At 54.6% G+C, this 21,897-nt stretch carries 17 protein-coding genes and 2 tRNA genes; 6 read left to right on the top strand and 13 right to left on the bottom strand.

Annotated features, from left to right (window positions below):
• The first annotated feature begins 40 nt into the window (after window positions 1-40).
• From BJJ97_RS08785 to BJJ97_RS08770, 3 genes are all read left to right on the top strand, one after another.
• Window positions 41-1,045: a LacI family DNA-binding transcriptional regulator gene (locus tag BJJ97_RS08785; protein WP_095993679.1), complete on the top strand. Its 1,005-nt coding sequence runs from the start codon at window positions 41-43 to the stop codon at window positions 1,043-1,045.
• A gap of 209 nt (window positions 1,046-1,254) precedes the next feature.
• Window positions 1,255-3,390: an alpha-galactosidase gene (locus tag BJJ97_RS08780; RefSeq protein ID WP_095993678.1), complete on the top strand. Its 2,136-nt coding sequence runs from the start codon at window positions 1,255-1,257 to the stop codon at window positions 3,388-3,390.
• A gap of 269 nt (window positions 3,391-3,659) precedes the next feature.
• Window positions 3,660-4,922, top strand: a complete 1,263-nt coding sequence (locus BJJ97_RS08770) for an MFS transporter (protein ID WP_095993677.1) — start codon at window positions 3,660-3,662, stop codon at window positions 4,920-4,922.
• A 220-nt stretch (window positions 4,923-5,142) separates the two neighbouring features.
• Here BJJ97_RS08770 and BJJ97_RS08765 read toward each other — a convergent pair whose 3' ends face one another.
• The 9 genes from BJJ97_RS08765 to gcvT all read right to left on the bottom strand — a co-directional run bounded on the left by BJJ97_RS08765 (window position 5,143) and on the right by gcvT (window position 15,772).
• Window positions 5,143-6,450, bottom strand: coding sequence for an ABC transporter substrate-binding protein (locus BJJ97_RS08765; protein ID WP_095993676.1), 1,308 nt, complete (start codon window positions 6,448-6,450; stop codon window positions 5,143-5,145).
• Window positions 6,443-7,531: an ABC transporter ATP-binding protein gene (locus BJJ97_RS08760; RefSeq protein ID WP_095993675.1), complete on the bottom strand. Its 1,089-nt coding sequence runs from the start codon at window positions 7,529-7,531 to the stop codon at window positions 6,443-6,445. The genes BJJ97_RS08765 and BJJ97_RS08760 overlap by 8 nt, the downstream gene beginning before the upstream one ends.
• Entirely contained in the window at window positions 7,531-8,355 is an 825-nt protein-coding gene (locus BJJ97_RS08755; RefSeq protein ID WP_095993674.1) for a phosphodiesterase, read from the bottom strand. The genes BJJ97_RS08760 and BJJ97_RS08755 overlap by 1 nt, the downstream gene beginning before the upstream one ends.
• Before the next feature lie 160 nt (window positions 8,356-8,515).
• Window positions 8,516-9,436 carry a carbohydrate ABC transporter permease gene (locus tag BJJ97_RS08750; protein WP_095993673.1) on the bottom strand — a complete coding sequence of 307 codons (921 nt, stop codon included), beginning with the start codon at window positions 9,434-9,436 and terminating at the stop codon, window positions 8,516-8,518.
• A complete protein-coding gene (locus tag BJJ97_RS08745; RefSeq protein ID WP_095993672.1) occupies window positions 9,426-10,298 on the bottom strand; it encodes a carbohydrate ABC transporter permease in 873 nt (290 codons plus the stop codon). The genes BJJ97_RS08750 and BJJ97_RS08745 overlap by 11 nt, the downstream gene beginning before the upstream one ends.
• Before the next feature lie 178 nt (window positions 10,299-10,476).
• Window positions 10,477-10,947 carry a GNAT family N-acetyltransferase gene (locus BJJ97_RS08740; RefSeq protein WP_095993671.1) on the bottom strand — a complete coding sequence of 157 codons (471 nt, stop codon included), beginning with the start codon at window positions 10,945-10,947 and terminating at the stop codon, window positions 10,477-10,479.
• 149 nt (window positions 10,948-11,096) lie between these two features.
• On the bottom strand, window positions 11,097-13,970 hold the full coding sequence (gcvP, locus tag BJJ97_RS08735; RefSeq protein WP_095993670.1) for an aminomethyl-transferring glycine dehydrogenase: 2,874 nt from the start codon (window positions 13,968-13,970) through the stop codon (window positions 11,097-11,099).
• A gap of 118 nt (window positions 13,971-14,088) precedes the next feature.
• Window positions 14,089-14,481 (bottom strand): glycine cleavage system protein GcvH, encoded by a 393-nt coding sequence (gene gcvH / locus BJJ97_RS08730; RefSeq protein WP_095701601.1) that lies wholly within the window; start codon window positions 14,479-14,481, stop codon window positions 14,089-14,091.
• Window positions 14,482-14,656: 175 nt separating this feature from the next.
• Window positions 14,657-15,772, bottom strand: coding sequence for a glycine cleavage system aminomethyltransferase GcvT (gene gcvT / locus BJJ97_RS08725; protein WP_095993669.1), 1,116 nt, complete (start codon window positions 15,770-15,772; stop codon window positions 14,657-14,659).
• Between the two features lie 551 nt (window positions 15,773-16,323).
• On the opposite strand from gcvT, the gene fucO reads away from it, so the two are divergent.
• Window positions 16,324-17,475 carry a lactaldehyde reductase gene (gene fucO, locus BJJ97_RS08720; RefSeq protein ID WP_095993668.1) on the top strand — a complete coding sequence of 384 codons (1,152 nt, stop codon included), beginning with the start codon at window positions 16,324-16,326 and terminating at the stop codon, window positions 17,473-17,475.
• Window positions 17,476-17,555: 80 nt separating this feature from the next.
• On the opposite strand, the gene alsS is transcribed toward fucO, so the two are convergent.
• Entirely contained in the window at window positions 17,556-19,235 is a 1,680-nt protein-coding gene (gene alsS, locus BJJ97_RS08715; RefSeq protein ID WP_095993667.1) for an acetolactate synthase AlsS, read from the bottom strand.
• A 21-nt stretch (window positions 19,236-19,256) separates the two neighbouring features.
• Window positions 19,257-20,039, bottom strand: a complete 783-nt coding sequence (budA, locus tag BJJ97_RS08710) for an acetolactate decarboxylase (protein WP_095993666.1) — start codon at window positions 20,037-20,039, stop codon at window positions 19,257-19,259.
• 129 nt (window positions 20,040-20,168) lie between these two features.
• On the opposite strand from budA, the gene BJJ97_RS08705 reads away from it, so the two are divergent.
• Window positions 20,169-21,071 carry a LysR family transcriptional regulator gene (locus BJJ97_RS08705; RefSeq protein WP_095701595.1) on the top strand — a complete coding sequence of 301 codons (903 nt, stop codon included), beginning with the start codon at window positions 20,169-20,171 and terminating at the stop codon, window positions 21,069-21,071.
• Window positions 21,072-21,177: 106 nt separating this feature from the next.
• Window positions 21,178-21,468 carry a DUF1435 domain-containing protein gene (locus BJJ97_RS08700; protein WP_029369019.1) on the top strand — a complete coding sequence of 97 codons (291 nt, stop codon included), beginning with the start codon at window positions 21,178-21,180 and terminating at the stop codon, window positions 21,466-21,468.
• A gap of 133 nt (window positions 21,469-21,601) precedes the next feature.
• Here BJJ97_RS08700 and BJJ97_RS08695 read toward each other — a convergent pair.
• A tRNA-Leu gene (locus BJJ97_RS08695) sits at window positions 21,602-21,688 on the bottom strand.
• 43 nt (window positions 21,689-21,731) lie between these two features.
• Window positions 21,732-21,818 (bottom strand) — tRNA-Leu (locus BJJ97_RS08690).
• Between the last annotated feature and the right edge of the window lie 79 nt (window positions 21,819-21,897).

Raw genomic sequence — 21,897 nt, 5'->3', positions numbered from 1 at the left:
TAAACGCCCCGTCGCCGGGCATTCACGTCAGGAGAGGGTGATGTCTTTAAAAACAATCGCGAATAACCTGGGTTTGTCCGTGGCGGCGGTGAGTCGTGCGCTGAACGGCCATCGGGATATCTCCGACGCCACGCGCCAGCGGATTCAGGAAGAAGCGGAACGCATTGGCTATCGCCCTAATACGCACGCGCGCCGCCTGAAAATGGGCAAGAGCGACGCGGTCGGGCTGGTCTATCCCTACGCCTCTTCCCTGAGTAACGATATCTTTTTTGAGATGATTGGCGCGATCAGCCGCAAGCTGGCGCAGCATGAAGTCGATTTTCTCCTGCTGGCAGACGAGCAAGACGCCTGTCAGGGTGCCGCACGGTTGATCGCCAGCCGCCGTATCGACGCGCTGATCGTGGCACATACGTGCGAACAGGATGCGCGGCTGACATTACTGCAACGTAACAACGTCCCGTTTCTGGCGCTGGGGCGCAGCCAGCTCCCTCATCCTTACGCCTGGTTCGATTTTGACAACCGCGCAGGTATGGCGCTGGCGACCGAACACCTGTTTGAACTCGGCCATCGCCGTATCGCCATGTTAAGCGAAGATCACCCGCAGGCGTTTATCATGCAGCGTCGTCAGGGCTATCGCGATACCCTGCAACGCCACGGCCTGCCGTTTCACGACGCCTATCTGCGCTGTGTAAACCCCACGCGCCGCGCGGGTCATCAGGCTATGCTCGATCTTCTGGCGCTGCCTGAACCGCCCACGGCGATAGTGATGGACGGCAATGTCCACGGCGATGGTGCCGTTGCCGCATTACAGCAGGCCGGCCGGCTTTCCGGTTCACACCCCATCGCATTAGTGATGTATGACGGCTTACCACAGGACAGCCTGACCGACATCAACGTGACAGCCATTGAGCAGGCGACACGCGAGCAGGTTGGCGAACAGATTGCCAGCATGATGCAGGCGCTGATCGCGGGCGAAGCCGTAGAAAACTTGCAGGTGTTATGGCAGCCAACATTACGCATGGGTAACACGAGCTTTCCCGCCTAATCTATTCCGTTATCTGCCACATTTCATAAAGCCATCGGTTGGTTTGCTACACCAACCGTCAGCGAGATGCTCTTCACATCTTCATCGCAACCTTTTTCCATTTCCTAACGATTATTTTAACAACATCACATTTCTTAAACGTTTAAGTTGATGACTTAAACGTTTAAGTTTTCACTGAGATCCACTCTCCGTAATTTGGAATCCTCCTCATGATGCGTGATATTGTTCAATTAACCAGCGCACAGTGCGATGTCATCGTACGCTGCGCCCCAGCGGCAGAAATTCTCTACTGGGGGCCACGGCTACGTGGTTTTTCACCAGAAGATATCATTTCACTGCAACGCCCCGTCGCTAACGGTCGTCTGGATGTGGATCTTCCTCTAACGCTGGCGATGGAATACGGGCGCGGTCAGTTCGGTTCGCCGGGTATTGAGGGGCACCGTTCAGGCTATGACGCCGCGCCGATCTTCACGACGACGCAGGCTGACGTTCAGGACAATACGCTCACCATCACGGCGGAAGATGCACAGGCAGGGCTTCGCATGATCAGCGAACTGCGTCTGGATCCGCAGACCGACGTCCTGCAACTGCGTCACACGCTAGAGAATCTGCGTGCGGATGCCTGGCAAGTACAGCGCCTCGCCGTCACGCTGCCCATCCCAGAACGGGCAAGCGACGTCATGGCATTCCACGGCCGCTGGCTGCGTGAGTTTCAGGCCCATCGTCTCACGTTGCAGCACGGCGGTTTTATTCAGGAAAGCCGTCGGGGAAGAAGCTCCCACGAATATTTCCCTGCCTTTATCCTCGGCGAGTCTGCGTTCAGCGAACAGCGTGGTTCGGTATGGGGCGTGCATTTAGGCTGGAGCGGCAACCACCGTCTGCGTGCCGATATCAAAACGGATGGCCGTCGCGTCGTCCAAGCGGAAGCTCTGTATCTGCCGGGAGAAATCACGCTGGCGCAGTCGGAATCCCTCACGACGCCGTGGGTCTATGCCGCCTTCTCTGATACCGGTTTAAACGGCATGAGCCAGCGCTATCACACCTTCCTGCGCCAGTCCCTGATCCAATTCAGTGGCGATAAGCCACGCCCGGTACATCTCAATACGTGGGAAGGGATCTATTTCGATCATGACCCCGAGTACATCATGCAGATGGCGAGCAAAGCCGCCGACGTCGGCGTAGAGCGCTTCATTATCGATGACGGCTGGTTCCGTGGGCGTCACCACGACCAAGCCGCGCTCGGCGACTGGTATCTGGACGAGGAAAAATACCCTAACGGGCTGATGCCGGTGATTGAACACGTCAAAGCCTTGGGGATGGAGTTCGGCATTTGGGTCGAACCGGAGATGATCAACCCCGATTCCGACCTGTTCCGCGCCCATCCTGACTGGGTGCTGCAATTGCCCGGCTACGCACAGCCAACAGGCCGCTACCAGTACGTGCTGAATTTAAATCAGCCCGAGGCATTCGCTTACCTGCTGGAACGGCTGAGCTGGCTGCTGGGTGAGCACCCGGTCGATTATGTGAAGTGGGATATGAACCGCGAGCTGGTGCAACCCGGCCATGAAGGGCGTCTGGCAGCTGATGCGCAAACCCGACAGTTCTATCGTCTGCTCGATACCCTGCGCCAGCGCTTTCCTCATGTCGAATTTGAATCCTGCGCCTCCGGCGGCGGCCGCATCGACTACGGCGTGCTGGAGCGTACCCAGCGCTTCTGGGTATCGGATAACAACGACGCGCTGGAGCGCCAGACTATCCAGCGCGGCATGAGCTACTTCTTTCCACCAGAAGTCATGGGGCAACACATTGGGCACGCTCGCTGCCACGCCACCTATCGGCGTCATACCATCGCCTTTCGCGGTCTGACCGCTCTGTTCGGCCATATGGGTATCGAGCTGGATCCCGTGAAGGCCGATGACGACGAGCTGGAAGGCTATCGCCACTACATCCAGTTGCACAAAACGCTGCGCCCGTTGCTGCACAGCGGCACCACCTGGCGGGTCGAGATGCCGGACGATACGGTGCAGGTCACCGGCGTGGTGAGCAACGATCGGCAGCACGCCGTTTTCCAGATAGCTCAGCTGCGTATGCCGGATTATTCGCTGGCGGGGACGCTCCGCTTTCCCGGCCTACAGCCCGACGCGCGCTATGAGGTCACACTGCTGGACGGCCCGGAAATCAAAACGGTGCGTGAAGGCGGCGGCACCATGCGTGAGCTCCCGCCTTGGTTACGTCAGCCAATCGTGGTTTCCGGCGACTGGCTGATGCAGGCCGGCCTTGCCCTACCCGTCCTGACGCCGGAAACCGCCATTTTGGTCGCGCTTTCCGCGGTGCCGGACAGCTAGCTTTTTTGCTGTATAGCAATCATGGAACACCAACACATAACCACACACCTATACCCTAAATAATTCGAGTTGCAGGCAGGCGGCAAGAGAAGGCATCCCGATGAGCTTACTCAAGTAAGTGATTCGGGTGACAAATCTGCCGGGAGCAGATTTGAACGCTGCTAGCAGCGGCCCTTAGGGCGAGGCCCACGACGGGCCGAGTATTTAAGCGCAGCCAACACACCTGCAACTTGAAGTATGACGGGTATACCCTTTAGAGGGAAAGTAAGATGCCTACAACCTCGTGCTACTACAAAAACAACCGTAACTTCTGGATTTTCGGCGCGTTCTTCTTTCTTTATTTCTTTATCATGGCGACGTGCTTTCCGTTTTTGCCAATTTGGCTGGCGGACGTTATCGGGCTCAACAAGACCGATACTGGCATCGTTTTTTCCTTCCTGTCGTTGTTCGCGATCCTGTTTCAGCCTTTCCTCGGCATCCTGTCCGATAAGCTGGGCATGAAGAAGCACCTGCTATGGGTGATCTCTGTACTGTTGCTCTTTTTTGCCCCTTTCTTTCTGTATGTCTTCGCTCCGCTATTAAAAATCAACGTGATACTGGGTGCTTTAGTCGGCGGCCTGTATATCGGATTTTCTTTCAGCGCGGGAGCGGGAGCCATTGAAGCCTACATCGAACGCATCAGCCGACAGCACAACTTTGAGTACGGCAAGGCGCGCATGTTTGGCTGTTTTGGCTGGGGAATTTGCGCTTCAACGGCGGGCATGTTGTTTAACATCAACCCCGATATCGTGTTCTGGATGGGATCCGGCTCGGCAATTATCTTGATTGTGTTGCTGTGTCTGGCGAAGACGGAAAGCAACCCGACCGCCGCCGTCATGGATTCACTCGGGGCCAACGCCTCGCCTTTTAGTGTGAAGCTGGCGTTAGGATTGCTGGCCAATCGTCAGTTCTGGCTGCTGGTGCTGTACGTGGTCGGCGTCGCCTGTATTTATGACGTCTACGATCAGCAATTCGCTAATTTCTTTAAATCATTCTTTAGCTCGCAGGAACAGGGCAACCAGATCTTTGGTTTTGTCACCACCGCCGGGGAAGCGGCGAATGCGCTGGTGATGTTCTGTACGCCGTGGCTTATTAACCGGATCGGCGCTAAAAATGCGCTTCTGGTGGCGGGAACGATTATGTCGATCAGGATTTTGGGATCGGCCTGTGCCACCTCCATCACGGAGGTGATCATACTGAAAATGCTGCACGCCTTCGAAGTACCGCTGCTGCTTATCGGGATTTTCAAATACATCGCCAATACTTTTGATTCGCGCCTGTCGGCCACGATTTATCTAGTGGGCTTCCAGTTCGCCAAGCAGTTTATGGCGATATTCCTCTCCTCCGCGGCGGGCAATCTGTATGACCGTATCGGCTTCAACCAGACTTACCTTATTCTGGGCGGCATCGCGCTTACCTTTACTGCAATTTCCGCCTTTACGCTGTCATCGTCACGTAGCTCGGCGGGAATGAGTTCTCAGGCTGCACATTAAAGGTGAGTCGAGCGGTGATAATGGGTAGATCGTAAAGACGCTGCGAGTACATCCCTGTAAGCTCGAGCCGCGCCATCCCTGGCGCGGACGCTTTACTCTTCTATCCCATTATCACCGTTTTCGTTCTGCAAATAGGTTTGTTAACGATCTAAATCGCTCAGAACCGTTTTTCAACGCTCACCCCGCCCCATTGGCTTAATACCAACGGGGCGCGATGTTACTATTTCACGTCTCGCAACGCGGTTTTATCCACATAAGGCTTCATGATGCCATCCGCCTCTTTTTGTGCAGCGGCGGCGGCGTCATCGACCTTTTTCGCCGGATCGTTTAGCAGCGCCGCCAGCTGATTTTCCATCGCTTTGCGTACTGCGACCGTTTCATAGGTGGCGTACCACGGATGGGCATATTGCAGCTGTGACAGCGCAATGGCCGCACGCGGATCTTTCGCCAGATAGTCCTTCATTTCTGGCAGATCGTAGGCCGCCATGCGCGGGGCGAAGTAGCCGGTAAAACGACTCCAGTTTCCGCTCACTTCTGGGCTGACCAGATAGTTCATAAACTGCCAGGCCGCTTTCTTCTGATCTTCAGAAATCCCTTTGAAGCTCACCAGACTTGCCCCACCGATGGTCACGCCACGACGCTCTTTTTCCGGCATCATCGCCACACCGAGCTGAAAATCTTTGGTGTTTTCGCGCATAAAGCCCAACGCGCCGGTACTCAGCATCGTCATGCCCAGCTTGCCGGAGAAAAACGCGGCGCTGATCTGCTTGGAATTCAGGACACCGGCTGGCATCACTTTGTCGCGATACACTAAGTCGCGCCAGAACTGGAGCGCACCTTTGGTTGATGCGGTGTTGTAATATACTTCGCCCGGATAGTCGGCGTTGTAATACGCCCCGCCGTTGGCACGCGTCAGCGCAGACAACATCCAGCCGCCGTAGTCGTCGTTCGTGGACGGAATCATGATGCCCCACTGCCCTTTCGCCGGGTCAGTCAGCTTCTTCGCGACCGCAATCACTTCATCCCAGTTTTTCGGCGGTTCGTTAAAGCCCGCCTTCTTCAGCATGTCTTCGTTGTAATAAAGGATCGGCGTCGAGTTGTGGAACGGGATCGCGTAAGTTACGCCCATCACCTGCGCGTTCTGATGCAGTGCAGGCCAGAAATTTTTAGTCAGGAAAGGCGTGGCTTTTTCGTTGCCGTATTTGAACAGCTCGTCCATCGGCAGAATTTCATCTTTGATGACCAGATCGGCAGTGAAGTTTGCCGACATAATCACCAGCGCCGGAGGATCGCCCGCTTTGGCGGCCGCTTCCGCTTTCACTTTCGTCGTGTCGTAATTGCCGGTGAAGATCCCGCGCACTTCAACCTGATCCTGCGATTGGTTGTACTCCTTGATGATGCGCGTCATTTCCATCGTCAGCTTGCCATCAACCGGCGCGGGAAACATGAAATCGATACTCTCTTTCGCCAGCACGGGGCCGGACATCAGCAAGGCTATCGCCAGCGCCATCATACGGGGCTTACGCATTTCTTTTCTCCTGGGATAAATTACGGGCGGTTTGCCCGGAAAACCAATGACAATCCTGCGGTGAAAAATGAAGCACAATGGATGCGCCGACATCCGGCACGCCATCGCGATTTGGCCGACGGTAGCGAATATTTCCCAACGGCGTATCCACATGAATCAGATACTCCGCGCCAAACAGCTCCCGTTGCTTCACCGTTCCCGACAATGACAAGTCGCCGTCTGACGCGGCGTGTTCGGTAATATGCTCAGGGCGAATCCCGAGCAGCACACTGGTTAATGAACGCGTTTCTTCACTGGTTGGCAGCGCCACAGACAATGCCTGTAGAAATGCCTGCCCATCAGCACAAGGCAGCGTCACCATATTCATCGCGGGCGTGCCGATAAATCCGGCGACAAAGACATTCGCGGGGTGAGAATACAGCTGTTCCGGCGTGCCAACCTGTTGCAGTACGCCGCGATCCAGCACAGCAATTCTGTCCGCCATCGTCATCGCCTCGATCTGATCGTGCGTGACGTAAACGGTGGTTGTTTTCAACTGCCGATGCAGATCCATAATGCCATCCCGCACGTCGCTGCGCAGGCGAGCATCCAGATTCGACAGAGGCTCATCCATTAAAAACAAGCGCGGATCGCGTACGATCGCCCGCGCCATTGCTACGCGCTGCCGCTGACCGCCGGACAGTTTCCCCGGCTTGCGTTTCAAGAGTGGCTCAAGCTGGAGCAGGCTGGCAACGCGCTGCACGCGCTGTGGGTATTCCGCCTTCGGCTCACCGCGCATCCGCATCCCGAAAGTGATGTTCTGCTCGACCGTCAGGTGCGGAAACAACGCGTAGTTCTGGAAGATCATCGAGAAATTGCGCTGCTTCGGGCTCCACGTCGTAATGTCGTCGTCACCCAGCAGGATTTGCCCATCGCTCACGTCTTCCAGACCGGCCAACATACGCAGCAGCGTACTTTTGCCGCAGCCAGACGGCCCGACCAGCACCAGAAACTCACCGTCAGCGATATCCAGCGACAGCGACGCCAGCGCCTGCATGTGCTCAAAGCGTTTACTGATATTACGTAACTGAATCACGGCCATTACGCATCCACCGGACAGCTGATACGCGGATCGTAGAGGTAAGGTCCAGGGTACGAGGTGATCGACTGGCTGTAGCTCACCAGCCCCGTGACTGGCACGTAGCGGTGCATGACAACGCTGGCGGGTTCCAGGTTGTAGTACGACGTATCGTCATAGTAGAAATACGGCACCTGATGGACGGTACCCGGCACGGTGGCAATAATCGCCTGCCGATGCTGCGTCATAATCAGGCGGTGCGTATGTCCACAGAAGATCCGCGTAAGCTGCGGGAAACGCTCGATCAGCGTCAGCAGCTCACTTCCGTTTTCGCAGGCGATCCGATCCATATGCGCCGATCCCAGCGGGAGCGGTGGATGATGCATGAAGATCGCCGTTTCGCGCGTTGAGTGATCCTGCAATTGCTGCTCCAGCCAGCCCAGCGTGGACGGCGTCAGCCAGCCTTTCGCCTGCCCAGCCAGACTGGTGTCGATGAACAGCAGGCGCATCGGGAAGTCATCCACCGCATAGCGGATGTTCTCTGGATCATCGCCCAATTGTGGGCAAAGCGGGCGCATCGCGTTGAGGAAATGCTGCTTATCATCATGATTGCCTGGAATCACATACATCGGGTAATCCAGCATCTGCAATACGCGCTGTGCCACCTGATACTCCTGCGGGCTTCCGCAGTTGACGATGTCGCCGCTAATCACCACCGCGTCCGGCCGCTCACTCAGCGCGTTTAGCTGGTTAATGACCTTGGCGTTTTCTCCGTTAATATCAATAAATTCATAGAGCTTGCGCCCCTCACTGCGAAAATGCAGATCGGAAATTTGTGCCAGCAACATAACCACCACCTCTATCGTTATTTCGCCCGTTGGCGAACGCCGATCGTTTAAGGATCGAGATACACGGAGTGACCACGGGGCGAGGCATCCTACGGGAACCTCATCCCCGAGTTTCTCCTAAAAACCAGATTTAATTGACCCGAATTAACCCATTAGCAATTCACTTAATACCCGAGAAGCCGAAGCTGCTCAGGAACTGCTTCTGGAACACCACAAAAGCCACCATCAACGGCAGGCACACCAGCAGCGTGCCCGCGCAGATCAATCCCCACTGCCCGCCGGACTCCGCGCCCATGGCGAACGACACCAGCCCAATGGTCAGCACCTGTTTGTCAGGGTCGTTGAGCACCATCAGCGGCCAGAGATATTCGTTCCAGTGGTAGGTAATGCTGACCGTGGCAAAAGCCAGAATCGACGGCCAGGTCATCGGGATCAGGACGTGAAACACCACCTGCCACCAGCGACAGCCTTCCATCAACGCGGCTTCTTCAATCTCTTTGGCGATATTGAGAAACGCCTGACGCATCAGGAATACGCCAAATGCCGAGGCAAAATACGGCATCATCACGCCGGTCAGGGTATTGAGCAGGCCAAGCTGTTTGAGCGTCATCATGTTCGGCACCATCATGACGACGGGCATGATCATCATCTGAATCAGTAGCAGGTAGAACAGCAGCGTTTTACCGCGGAACTCGTGATAGGCAAAGATGTAGCCCGCCGTGGTGATCGTCACCAGTTGTACCAGAAACGTGCCGACCGCAAAGAAAAGCGTGTTGGTGTAAAGCCGTAACCAGTCGGCGCTGTCCCACGCGTCGCGGAAGTTATCGAGCGTCAGCGGGAGACGCGGCAGCAGCGAGGCCATGTCCACGCCAAAACTGCTGGTGCTGACGGAAGAAGACAGCATCCAGATAAACGGACTGACCCACAGTAACGCAGCGCAAATCAGCAGCAGCGGCAACGTGAACCGCGTCGTGATGCGAAGTGGATGGCGATTGGCAACGCTGCGGTTTGCAACATGCCGAACGTCAACGCTTAGGTTCTCAACATTCGGGTGATCAACGCTCGTATTTTCAACGTTCATAGTGCGCCCCTTTCTCCAGCACTTTCAGATTCATAATGGAAAAGGCGAACAGCATCGCCAGCGTCAGGAAGGTGGCCGCAGAGGCTTTGCCCAGATCGTGCGTGTCATTCGCCAGATCCTGGATGTAATAGAGCAGCACGGTCGTCGCATTATTCGGCCCGCCGCGCGTCATCACGGCGACATGGTCGATCTGGGTAATGGCGTAGATAAAAGCGATGGTGACCACAAAGGCGATGGTTGGTCGCAGCAGCGGCAGCGTGACGTAGAAAAACACCTGACGCCGTGAAGCCCCTTCCATCAGCGCCGCCTCGCGTGCAGAGGCTGAAACGGCTTGCAGACCGGCGAGAAAAAACAGCATGTAGTAGCCAGCAAATTTCCAGATACCGATGATGCTCACCGCCACCAGCGCGCTATCGCTCATGCCGAGATAGTTGTTGTTCATCGGGCCGAACACTTTCGCCAGATAGTAATCCAGCAGCCCCAGCCCCGGCATAAAGATGAACAGCCACAGCGTCGCGGCGCTCACCAGCGGAATAATCATCGGAAAGAAGAAAGCAGTACGCAGCCAGCGGTTAACGCGCGTGTTTTCCCACAACAGCACCGCCAGCAGCAGCGCCAGCAGCACGCCGGGCACCACCGTCATCAGGATATACAGCACGTTGTTCAGCAACGCCTGCCAGAACACTGCGTCCTGCACCAAACGCACAAAATTATCTATCCCGACGAACAGCGGTGTATCGGCATTCAGCCGAGTGTCATACAGGCTGTCGATGACCGAGCGCAACAGGGGGAAATAGGTGAAGGCAAGCAAAAAAACCAGCGTCGGCAACAGCACAAGATAGGGAAAGCATTTTGCACGCATAACTCAAAGGTCGCTCAGTGTGAAACACAGAGGCCTTACCCTAGAACGCTAGCGTGTCAGTGGGGCGTCAGTTTAATGACAGTTTGTTTTCGAAAGTAAATAATTCGCTGGCTAAGTTGATGAGCTAAATTCAGTACAACAATGAGCCAGTACCCTACGAGCCGCAAAGCAGCCAATACTATAATTTGAAAACCATATCTATACAGCGCATCTCACTCCCAGTAAGAGTGGATTGATACAAGCTTTCCTGCTGAAACAGGAAACCATGCTTTTGATAGAAAGAGTGAGCATTAGGGGTTGAGGATAATGTTAATTGCTCATAATCACGTTCACGTGCTTCATTCTTTATAGCGTCAAGAATCATTCCAGCCAACCCTCTCCCAACATACTCAGGCAAGGTAAAAATAGCCTCAACACTGCGAGAAGAAATATCGAGAAAGCCTGTAGCAACCGGTCTGTTATCTAAATCCACAACAACAAAGAACGGGTTAGTAGCAATAGCTCGCCTGTATCCCTCCGGCATGGATTCTGGTGTCCATGCTGCAATAATTGTCGCTTCATAGCTGCTCTTGCATCCATGGCGGATAGCCTGATTCCTGATCTCCCAACATTCTTCTGCTTCATCAGGTTCTGCAAGTCTGACTTTCATTTTTTCTCCATTTTGGGCTATCCCTACCCACTGCTTATGCCTAACTGATTAGGTGATACAAGGCGGTATCTGAAAACTATCGTTAATTCGATAACTCAGTGTCCGCCTATCACATCACTGGCAGTAACCATCTCAACGATCGCGGTTAATTACGCATAATCGCTCATCGGCACACACGAGCAGAACAGGTTACGGTCGCCGTACACATCGTCCAGACGCTTCACGCTCGGCCAGTATTTGTGTTCGCTGCCTGCTGGGAATACTGCCAGCTCGCGGCTGTACGGGTGCGCCCAGTCGGCCACCAGCTCCGCCTGCGTGTGCGGCGCGTTGACCAGCGGGTTGTCATCCAGCGGCCATTCGCCCTGTGCAACGCGGTTGATTTCGGCACGGATCGCCAGCATCGCGTCAACAAAGCGCTCGATCTCTACCTGACTTTCCGATTCCGTTGGCTCCACCATCAGCGTGCCCGCTACCGGGAATGACATGGTCGGCGCATGGAAACCGTAGTCGATCAGACGTTTGGCGATATCCATCTCACTGATACCCGTACTCTCTTTAAGCGGACGAATATCCAGAATACATTCGTGCGCCACGCGACCGTCACGGCCGGTGTAAAGAACCGGATACGCCTGCTGCAAGCGCGTCGCGATGTAGTTGGCGTTCAGGATCGCCATCTGGCTAGCCTGTTTCAGCCCTTCCGCCCCCATCATGCGGATATACATCCAGCTAATCGGCAGAATAGACGCACTGCCGAACGGTGCCGCAGAGACCGCGCCTTGTTCCGTCAGCACACCCTCGATTTTTACCACCTGATGACCCGGTACAAACGGTGCCAGATGCGCTTTCACGCCAATCGGCCCCATGCCCGGTCCGCCGCCGCCGTGTGGAATACAGAAAGTTTTATGCAAATTCAGGTGCGAGACGTCTGCGCCAATGTAGCCCGGCGTCGTGATGCCAACCTGCGCATTCATGTTCGCGCCGTCCAGATACACCTGACCGCCATATTGATGCACGATCTGGCACACTTCACGGATCGTCTCTTCATAAACGCCGTGAGTAGATGGATAGGTCACCATGATGCAGGAAAGCTGTTCGCCCGCCGCCTGCGCTTTCTCACGCAGATCGTGCAGATCGATATTGCCCTGCTTGTCACAGGCGACCACCACCACATCCATCCCCGCCATCTGCGCCGATGCCGGGTTCGTACCGTGGGCGGAGCTAGGAATCAGACAGAGATTGCGGCCAGCTTCATTGCGGCTTTCATGATAGCGACGGATCGCCAGCAGCCCCGCGTATTCACCCTGCGCGCCTGAGTTGGGCTGCATGCAAATCGCGTCATAGCCCGTCAATTGCACCAGCCAGCCCGATAGCTGTTCGATCATCTGACGATAGCCCAGCGCCTGTTCCGTCGGACAGAATGGATGCAGCTCGGCAAATTCCGGCCAGGTAATCGGCAGCATTTCCGCCGCTGCGTTGAGCTTCATGGTACAGGAACCGAGCGGGATCATCGCCTGATTCAGCGCCAGATCCTTACGCGCCAGACGGTGCAGGTAGCGCATCATCTCGGTTTCACTGTGATAGCGGTTGAACACCGGATGCGACAGGATCGCGTCGTGGCGCACCAGCCCAGCAGGGATCGTTGCCGCTTTCTGGCCGATGGCCGCATCAAGCGCATCGATATCCAACCCGTGATCGTCACCTAACAGCACGGCAAACAGCGCCAGCACATCTTCACGCGTGGTCGCTTCATCCAGCGTGATGCCTACCGCACTCGCCAGATCGCTGCGCAAGTTGATGCCAAAACTTAATGCCCGGCTCAGCACCGCATCTTTGTCCGCGACTTCGATAGTCAGCGTGTCGAACCAGCTGCGATGGCGCAGCAGCAGCCCGCCCTGCGTTAATCCCGCCGCCAGAATATCGGTCAGACGATGGATACGTCCTGCGATACGTTTAAGCCCTTCCGGCCCGTGGAATACCGCATACATCCCCGCAATGTTGGCCAACAACACCTGCGAGGTACAAATATTGGAGTTCGCCTTCTCGCGGCGAATGTGTTGTTCACGCGTCTGCATCGCCATGCGCAGCGCGGTATTACCTGCAGCATCGCGCGACACGCCGATAATACGTCCCGGCATGGCACGTTTATGTTCATCACGGCAGACGAAGAACGCCGCGTGTGGCCCACCGTAGCCCATCGGTACGCCAAAGCGCTGTGCGGAGCCGAAGACGATATCCGCGCCCTGCTTGCCCGGTGCGGTCAACAGCACCAGCGCCATGATGTCCGACGCCACGCAGCTGACGACCTTGCGTGCTTTCAGTGCGGCCATCAAGTCGCTGTAATCATGCAGTTCGCCCGTTGTCCCCGCCTGTTGCAGCAGTACGCCAAACACCGCATCGTCTTTCAACGCTTCTTCAGCCTTACCGATGACAATTTCAAAACCGAAAGTTTCTGCACGGGTACGCACGACGTCCAGTGTTTGCGGATGCACGTCGTCGGCGACGAAGAAACGCTCGGCCTGTTTGAGCTTACTGATGCGTTTCGCCATCGCCATCGCTTCCGCCGCAGCGGTCGCTTCATCCAGCAGAGACGCGGAGGCCAAATCCAATCCGGTTAAATCCTGTGTGACCTGCTGGAAATTCAGCAGCGCTTCAAGACGCCCCTGAGAAACTTCCGGCTGATACGGCGTATAGGCGGTGTACCAGCCTGGGTTTTCCAGCACGTTGCGTAAAATCACTGGCGGCATCAGCACTGCGCTGTAGCCCATGCCGATGTAGCTTTTATAACGTTGATTGCGTCCTGCAATGGCCTTCAGCTCAGCTAACGCTTCATGTTCCGTCACCGCCTCTCCCACCGCTGGCGGGCTAGGCAATTGAATGTCCACCGGGACAATCTGGCGGATCAGCGCATCCAGCGACGTCGCGCCGACCACCGACAGCATGTGCTGCTGTTGGCTGACGGAAGGACCGATATGGCGCTCGATAAACGCGCCGTCATGTTCGAGTTGACTGAGTGTCTGGGTCATTACAGTAATTTCCTGCATTAATCGTGCTTGCATCAATCGTGATCGCTACCGCGCTGAAAGATGACGCGGGCGAATAAAACAAAACGCCCCCGGTTCAGCAAAACCGGGGGCGCGATAACTACTCGTCTTCTTCTAGCGACGCCTGATAGCCTTCGGCATCAAGCAGTTCGTCCAAATCAGACTCATCAGAAATTCTGATGCGGAACAGCCAACCATCGGTATAAGGCGCGCTGTTGACCAGCTCTGGGGAGCCTTCCAGATCTTCGTTAACTTCTAAGATCTCACCGCTGATGGGCGCATAAATATCCGACGCCGCTTTTACAGACTCTACCACCGCACAGTCATCGCCTGCGGCGACGACTGTGCCCACTTCGGGTAAATCGACAAAGACCATATCACCCAGAAGCTCCTGCGCGTGTTCGGTAATGCCCACGCTGTAGACACCATTGCCCTCGTGCAGTACCCATTCGTGCGACGTGGTGTATTTTAATTCTACTGGTACATTGCTCATTGCATCCCCTTTCCTAAAGTCGTTAATCCCGTGCGCTACCCGTCATACTTCAAGCTGCATGTGCGTTGGCTTTCCTCGCTCACCCCAGTCACTTACTTGTGTAAGCTCCTGGGGATTCACTGTGTCGCCGCCTTCCTGCAACCTGAATTATTTAGGGTATGACATAAGAAGTTATTCAATACTGAACGATGGCTTTTCCGGCGCGGACAAAGCCGGGTTTGGTCACGTGGACAGGCAGTTCGCGGTGACGAATCTGCACAATCGCCTGTTCACCAATCCCCACCGGAACACGCGCCAGCGCGATGCTCACGCCAAGCGTCGGCGAGAACGATCCGCTGGTGATGACCCCTTCGCGCATCACGCCATCACTATCAGTAAAGCGCACAGGTAAATCATTGCGCAATACGCCTTTTTCCGTCAGCACTAAACCAACCAGTTGATCGGTCCCTTTTTCACGCTGATGCGTTAATGCCTCACGCCCGATAAACTCGCGATCCTCCGGCTGCCAGGCGATTGTCCAGCCCATATTGGCCGCCAGCGGCGAAATGCCTTCATCCATATCCTGACCGTACAGGTTCATCCCCGCTTCCAGCCGCAGCGTATCGCGTGCGCCCAGTCCGCATGGCTTCACGCCAACAGCCAGCAGTTGTTGCCAGAAATCGACCATCTGCTCATTCGGCAGCGCGATTTCATAACCGGCTTCGCCCGTATAACCTGTCGTGGCAACGAAGAAGTCACCCGCCTGCTTGCCAAAAAATGGCTTCATGCTAGCGACCGCTGCCACGTCGGCATCACTCAGGCCTTTTGCCTTCAGGATTTCTTGCACTTTTTCCTGCGCCTGCGGACCTTGCACCGCGACCAGCGCCAGATCGTCGCGCTCACGGATTTCAACCCCAAACGGTGCAGCGTGCTGCCCGATCCAGGCGAGATCTTTTTCACGGGTCGCGGAGTTCACGACCAGTCGGAAATTGTCTTCCGTGAGAAAATAAACGATCAGATCGTCGATGACGCCACCGGAGGCATTCAGCATGCCGGTATAAAGTGCTTTGCCCGGCAGTGTGAGTTTGGCGACATCATTCGCCAGCAGATAGCGCAGGAATTCACGCGTTCTCGCGCCGTGCAAATCGACGATGGTCATGTGGGAGACATCAAAAATGCCGGCTTCCCGACGCACAATGTGGTGCTCATCCAACTGAGAACCGTAATGCAGCGGCATCATCCAGCCGTGAAAATCCACCATTTTGGCGCCATCGGCCAGATGTTGTTGGTACAACGGGGTCTGCTTTGCCATTCTTCATCCCTCTTCAGCGCATGGCGTTTAGGCGATAAAACACACTACGCAAACGATATCTTATGACTGAACTTACCACCGACGCGCAGGTTAAACCACTCTCTCAGACATAAGATAAATTATATAGAAGACAAAGAAAGTCGAGCCGCCCACAAAAAACAAAGCAGCGTAATATTCTTAATAAATGACAAAAATAAGCACGTAAATTATTTAAATCAGAGAAAACCACAAATTAATGACATTAAAACTGGCTAACGCAGGCATTGACACCCAGCTGAAAACGCCGTTCGGATTAGATAATATAATGATAAAAACAAACCTAAATTAGATTTTTTCAATCAAAAACCAACAACGACTCCCAGATTGACTCCCTCCTCACTCTGCATTCTGTGAACCGCTTCTCAGGCGTCTTTACCTCAGTGCCAGCGAACAAGATGACATGGCACCTGACGGAAGGCGCTGATAACCGATTTATCCCACACTAATAGCAAGGAATTGCGCAGCATGTATTTTTCGCTTTATCAAAATCAAACGTGATTAGGAGATAGATGATGGCTAACAGAATGATCCTTAACGAAACGTCCTACTTTGGCACGGGTGCGATTGCGCACATCGTCGATGAAGTGAAACGTCGGGGGTTCAAAAAAGCGCTGCTGGTGACAGACAAGGATTTGGTTAAATTTGGCGTCGCGACCAACGTCACGGCGAAGCTGGATGCAGCAGGCTTACCCTACGATATCTACGATGAAGTGATTCCTAACCCAACCATCGCCGTGGTGGAAAGGGGCGTCGAGCGCTTCAAGGCATCACAGGCCGATTACCTGATCGCGGTTGGCGGCGGCTCACCGCAGGATACCTGTAAGGCTATCGGGATTATTATCAATAACCCTGAATTCGCCGATGTCCGCAGTCTGGAAGGCGTTGCGGCCACCCGACGCCCTGCTGTCCCGATTATCGCGATCCCGACCACCTCCGGTACGGCCGCAGAAGTTACTATCAACTACGTCATCACGGATGAAGAAAAACGCCGCAAATTCGTGTGTGTCGATCCGCATGATATTCCGATTGTCGCCATCGTCGATCCCGACATGATGATGAGCATGCCTGCCTCGCTGAAAGCCGCTACGGGGATTGACGCCCTGACGCACGCCATTGAAGGCTTCACCACTAAAGCTGCCTGGGAGCTGACCGATACGCTACACCTGAAGGCCATTGAAATTATCAGCCGTTCACTGCGCGACTCCGTCGCCGGGAAACCAAAAGGCGTGGAAGAGATGGCGCTGGGGCAATACATCGCTGGCATGGGGTTCTCGAACGTCGGGCTTGGGCTGGTACACGGCATGGCGCATCCGCTTGGCGCGTTTTACAACACCCCGCACGGCGTTGCTAACGCGATCCTGCTGCCGCATATCATGGCCTACAACGCGGATTATACTGGTGAAAAATTCCGGGACATCGCCGTGGCAATGGGGGTAAAAGGCGCGGCAGAGATGCCGATAGCCCAAGCGCGGGAAGCCGCAATTAACGCCGTGCGGCAACTTTCCCACGATGTAGATATTCCACCGAGACTGCGCAATGTTGGGGTAAGAGAAGAGGATATTCCCGCACTGGCACAGGCCGCCTTTGACGATGTTTGTACCGGCGGCAACCCGCGCGATACGAATATTGGTGAGATTAAAGCACTGTATCAGTCGATTTATTAACGCATTATAGCAAGGCTCTGTTTTGTGCCCGCAATCGTTACTATGCGGGCACAAATAAGCGGGCACAAAATTTATACAAACTAAATCAGCACACTAATATTCAGATTCTCCATCAGCCAGTGGTTATCGGAATAATCAACGGGGATCGCAATCACGGCAGGGCCGTCAACGTCCATCGCCTGACGGAGTTTGCTGACCAGTTCATCCGCGGATTCCACCGCAAACCCTTTCGCACCGAATGCTTCCGCATACGCTTTGAAGTCAATCGGCCCAAACGACACGCCCGCCGGACGATGGTATTTGTGCCGTTGCTGGATTTCGACCATGTTGTAGCCGTTATCCACCCAGATGATATGCAGGAGATTGCTTTTCAGGCGCACCGCCGTTTCCAGCTCCATACTGGACTGCATAAACCCGCCGTCGCCGGAGACAGACACCACTTTTTTGCCAGGCTGCACCAGTGATGCGGCGATTGCCCACGGTAGCGCCACGCCCATCGTCTGCTGGCCGTTGGTCATCAAAATCTGTCGCGCCCGGAAGCTATACAGGTAGCGCGCCAGCCAGATATGGAAACTCCCCATATCCACACACAGCGTGACATCCTCATTCACGATATCCTGCATCGCCCGCACCAGACGCAGAGGATGGATCGCAAACCCCGCCATGTCGATCGCGCGCGTACTGAGATCGTGACGCTGGCGCTGACGATCCTGCAATACGAGCCGTGTATCAGCAGATAAGATAAACGGCTCGCTGATGCAGGTATTCAGCGTGTCCACCGTCATCGCGATATTCCCGAGCAGCTCGATATCGGGACGATAAGCACTGTCGATCTCCGCCCGCAGCACATCGATGTGGATCAGCGTCGCCTTGCCGCTATTCCATAACACCGGATCGTACTCAATCGGGCTGTAGCCCACGGTCACGATCACATCCGCCTGTTGCAGTAGCTTATCGCCAGCCTGATTGTTGAATAATCCGACACGTCCAGCAAAGTGATCGAACTGCTGCTGATCGATCACGCCAGCAGCCTGATACGTGCTGGTCACGGGGAGTTTGCTATGGTGAAGGAAACGACGCAGCGCCTGTGCATTTTCCTGCTGGCTAGCCATTAATCCGAGCAGCAGCACCGGATTTTTAGCCTGCCGCAGCCGTTTGGCCGCTTCGGAAATGTCGCTATGTGGTGCGCCGTTTAGCAGCGGCAAATTCGGACACGCCAGCACTGGGCTACTAACCGGTTCATTGACGATATCCTGCGGCAGGCTGACAAACGCCGCCCCCGGACGCCCGCTCTCCGCCGCCCGGAACGCATTCGCCAGCACTTCCGATATGGCGGAAGAAGCCGTAATTTCCGCACTGAATTTACTGACCGGCTGAAACAGGCTGACGGTGTCCAGACTCTGGTGCGTCAGCTTAAGTTTATCTGCCCGCTTAACCGCTCCGCCCAACGCCACAACGGCATCTCCCTCTGCGGTCGCCGTTGCCAGCCCAGTCACTAAATTTGAACAACCGGGGCCGGACGTCACCAGCGTCACCCCCGCTTTCCCTGTGAGACGCCCTATCGCCGCCGCCATAAACGCGCCGTTCGCCTCATGCCGTACGGGGATCGTTTGGATCGTTGAGTCTTCCAGCTCATCAAACACGCGATCAATTTTTGCGCCGGGAATACCAAAAATATGCTTCACGCCCTGCGCTTCCAGGTGTTTTACAATCAGCTCGGCTCCGCTACGCCAGCTTTGCTGTTCGGTGGACTTTTCCATGACATGACTCCGATGAAATGACTAACTCTCTACTGACTTGATGACGCTGTTGAGGTTTTCTGAGGACAGATCGGCATTGAGAAATTCCCGATCCTGAGGCAGATCGATGATCAGTTTGGCAATCACGCCAAACATCAGCGTGCCGTGTTCGACGTCATAATTCAGAATATGGCCGCCGCCCTGGCGATCGTCAGTAATGAAATGTTCGTGGTAACCCGCGACATTAATTCCCTGAGTGTAAGCTGGACTACGAAAACCAATAACGCTGCCGCTACGGTGTTCAAAATGAAAAGTTGGTTGCCCTTCAATTGCTTCCTGCATCGGTTTATAAGGTCGGCACTGTCGTGGGACAGTACGCGTTTCAACGCAGCGAAAATTCCCATCAATCCGCAGGGCACAGAACAGGTTATCCGTTCCCACGATCTCATCGATCTGGCGATGTACGTCTGCACGCGAGGTCCAGCGATCAAAACGGATCGTTTCTGTCGGACGAAAGAACGTCATGACCGCAAACGGCGTTTTCTGCTCTGGCTTCGCCGCCCGTGCGCTGCCGTCGGATAACAGCTGGAAAATCTGGCTATTCAAGGCAACCAGTTCCCCATCCAAACTATTAAATGTTCCTAATCCAAAGTCGCCATGCTCCAGTAATTCAGCCATCGTTCGGCTACCTTCGTATACGCCATTTATTAGTCCACTCATTAATGAGGTTTGATAAATAACGCTGTCTGCATGCTGTCGCCGAAAGTCATAGGCGTATCTGACAAAGGCATCTTCACAGGATTGCTCACCGATATTCGTTTTCATACCTTCCTTCTCACCGCACCACTTACTTAAACATTACTAATCTTTAGATAAAGATTGACGCGGAAGAGGACAAAATTCCAATATGCAATAAAGGTCATTTCAAGATCGGAAACATATGGAGTTACGTAAATGGAGCTACGTTATCTGCGCTATTTTGTCGCCGTTGCCCAAGCAAAGCATTTCACGCGTGCAGCAGAAAATCTGGGGATGTCACAGCCGCCTCTCAGCCAGCAGATCAAGAAATTCGAGCAGGAGATCGGTACACCGCTGTTCAAGCGCCTGACGCGCGGCGTAGAAATGACGGAAGCGGGACAGGCGCTGTATGAGGATGCACGTCAGATTTTGCAGCTTACCGATTCGGCAATCGCGCGGACAAGAAGCATTGCGCGAGGTGAGAAAGGTAGCCTGAACGTGGGGTTTTCGCCGTCGGCTATGTTCCACCCGACCGTGCTTGCGCTGCTGCATCGTTACTGTCAGCAGCATCCACACGTTCAGCCGCTGCCAAAGGAGGAAAATCCCGCTGCGCTCATTACGGCGCTGCAAGAACGCAATATCGACATCGCATTTCTGCGCCTACCCTGCGATCTCAGTGATGAGATTAATGGGGAAATTTTGGCCGAAGAGCCGATGAAGCTGGTGTTACCCGCTGGACACGCGCTTAGCCATAAAGCGCAGGTTTCACTCAGCGAACTGCGTCAGGAGCCGCTGATTATTTTCCCGCGCGAGGTGTGTCCGGGGCTGCACGATATGATTATCCGCACCTGCTATCTGTCAGGCTATGGCCCTAGACCCAGCCCATTTGCTCCGCAGTTAATGGCCACCATCGGGATGGTCGCCGCAGGCTTCGGCATCACGCTTGTGCCGGAATCTCTCGCCTGTATTAAGGCGGATAATGTGACCTATCATGATATCGGCATGCCCGAAATCCATACACAAATTGCGGCTATCTGGCGCAAACATGAGCGATCGCCCGCTATCGTGAATATGATCCACCTGATACGCCAGCATTTAAGCACTCAACACCCCGATTAACGCGCCTAGGTAGAAAATTCCAACCATCTGCTCGTCAAAAAGCTAGTAATTGATATAAATTCTTATATGATATTAGTTATCATTATCATTTTTGACGGGTGGAAAAATGCTGACAGCAATGATCACAGCCTGCGGGCTATGGGGTGTGAGTTGGTGTATGGGGAAGCATCTGTCTAGTGCGTGGGGCGTGCTGCTGCCTTGTGCCATCATGCCGCTATTGGCACTGCTCAACCTGAACCTGACGCATCTAAAAGTGATTATCGCCATCGCCCTGCTGGCGACGCTTGTCATGCTGTTCCATCAACGCTTACGCCACTATTTACTGCTGCCATCCTGCATTGCGCTGGCTGGCGGTTTGGCGGCGCTGTCTGTCACGTTTAATCTAACGACGCTGTAAATGTGCGTTGATCAGTAAATGGATCAATAAACGAGGGATAGTACACAAGCCCAGAATGGTAAATATCGCAAGAAAACGACATAGCCAGAAACGGGATAAGAGAGAATAAATAGGGAAGTACAGAGGGAGTCTGTGGTGCGAAGAGAGGGACTTGAACCCTCACGTCCGTAAGGACACTAACACCTGAAGCTAGCGCGTCTACCAATTCCGCCACCTTCGCACTGAGAACGTTGTTTGTCTTATACAATAAATCTATCACGACATGGTGCGAAGAGAGGGACTTGAACCCTCACGTCCGTAAGAACACTAACACCTGAAGCTAGCGCGTCTACCAATTCCGCCACCTTCGCAACTCTGTCATGCAATTTTTTACTACGTGATATTGATTTACTGCTTCGGTTCGACAAACCAGAACAGCTGTAGTGATGT

It is taken from the genome of Pectobacterium polaris (assembly GCF_002307355.1).
GTDB classification, from domain to species: Bacteria; Pseudomonadota; Gammaproteobacteria; order Enterobacterales; family Enterobacteriaceae; genus Pectobacterium; species Pectobacterium polare.
This window is presented reverse-complemented; position numbering and strand designations above follow the sequence as displayed.

Excerpts from the sequence above, each read along its gene's own strand:
- fucO (WP_095993668.1), top strand. The coding sequence starts at position 16,324 with ATGGCTAACAGAATGATCCTTAACGAAACGTCCTACTTTGGCACGGGT.
- BJJ97_RS08750 (WP_095993673.1), bottom strand. The coding sequence starts at position 9,436 with ATGAACGTTGAAAATACGAGCGTTGATCACCCGAATGTTGAGAACCTA.
- BJJ97_RS08785 (WP_095993679.1), top strand. The coding sequence starts at position 41 with ATGTCTTTAAAAACAATCGCGAATAACCTGGGTTTGTCCGTGGCGGCG.
- BJJ97_RS08755 (WP_095993674.1), bottom strand. The coding sequence starts at position 8,355 with ATGTTGCTGGCACAAATTTCCGATCTGCATTTTCGCAGTGAGGGGCGC.
- budA (WP_095993666.1), bottom strand. The coding sequence starts at position 20,039 with ATGAAAACGAATATCGGTGAGCAATCCTGTGAAGATGCCTTTGTCAGA.
- BJJ97_RS08780 (WP_095993678.1), top strand. The coding sequence starts at position 1,255 with ATGATGCGTGATATTGTTCAATTAACCAGCGCACAGTGCGATGTCATC.
- BJJ97_RS08760 (WP_095993675.1), bottom strand. The coding sequence starts at position 7,531 with ATGGCCGTGATTCAGTTACGTAATATCAGTAAACGCTTTGAGCACATG.
- BJJ97_RS08745 (WP_095993672.1), bottom strand. The coding sequence starts at position 10,298 with ATGCGTGCAAAATGCTTTCCCTATCTTGTGCTGTTGCCGACGCTGGTT.
- BJJ97_RS08770 (WP_095993677.1), top strand. The coding sequence starts at position 3,660 with ATGCCTACAACCTCGTGCTACTACAAAAACAACCGTAACTTCTGGATT.
- gcvP (WP_095993670.1), bottom strand. The coding sequence starts at position 13,970 with ATGACCCAGACACTCAGTCAACTCGAACATGACGGCGCGTTTATCGAG.
- BJJ97_RS08740 (WP_095993671.1), bottom strand. The coding sequence starts at position 10,947 with ATGAAAGTCAGACTTGCAGAACCTGATGAAGCAGAAGAATGTTGGGAG.
- BJJ97_RS08765 (WP_095993676.1), bottom strand. The coding sequence starts at position 6,450 with ATGCGTAAGCCCCGTATGATGGCGCTGGCGATAGCCTTGCTGATGTCC.
- BJJ97_RS08700 (WP_029369019.1), top strand. The coding sequence starts at position 21,178 with ATGCTGACAGCAATGATCACAGCCTGCGGGCTATGGGGTGTGAGTTGG.
- alsS (WP_095993667.1), bottom strand. The coding sequence starts at position 19,235 with ATGGAAAAGTCCACCGAACAGCAAAGCTGGCGTAGCGGAGCCGAGCTG.
- gcvH (WP_095701601.1), bottom strand. The coding sequence starts at position 14,481 with ATGAGCAATGTACCAGTAGAATTAAAATACACCACGTCGCACGAATGG.
- BJJ97_RS08705 (WP_095701595.1), top strand. The coding sequence starts at position 20,169 with ATGGAGCTACGTTATCTGCGCTATTTTGTCGCCGTTGCCCAAGCAAAG.
- gcvT (WP_095993669.1), bottom strand. The coding sequence starts at position 15,772 with ATGGCAAAGCAGACCCCGTTGTACCAACAACATCTGGCCGATGGCGCC.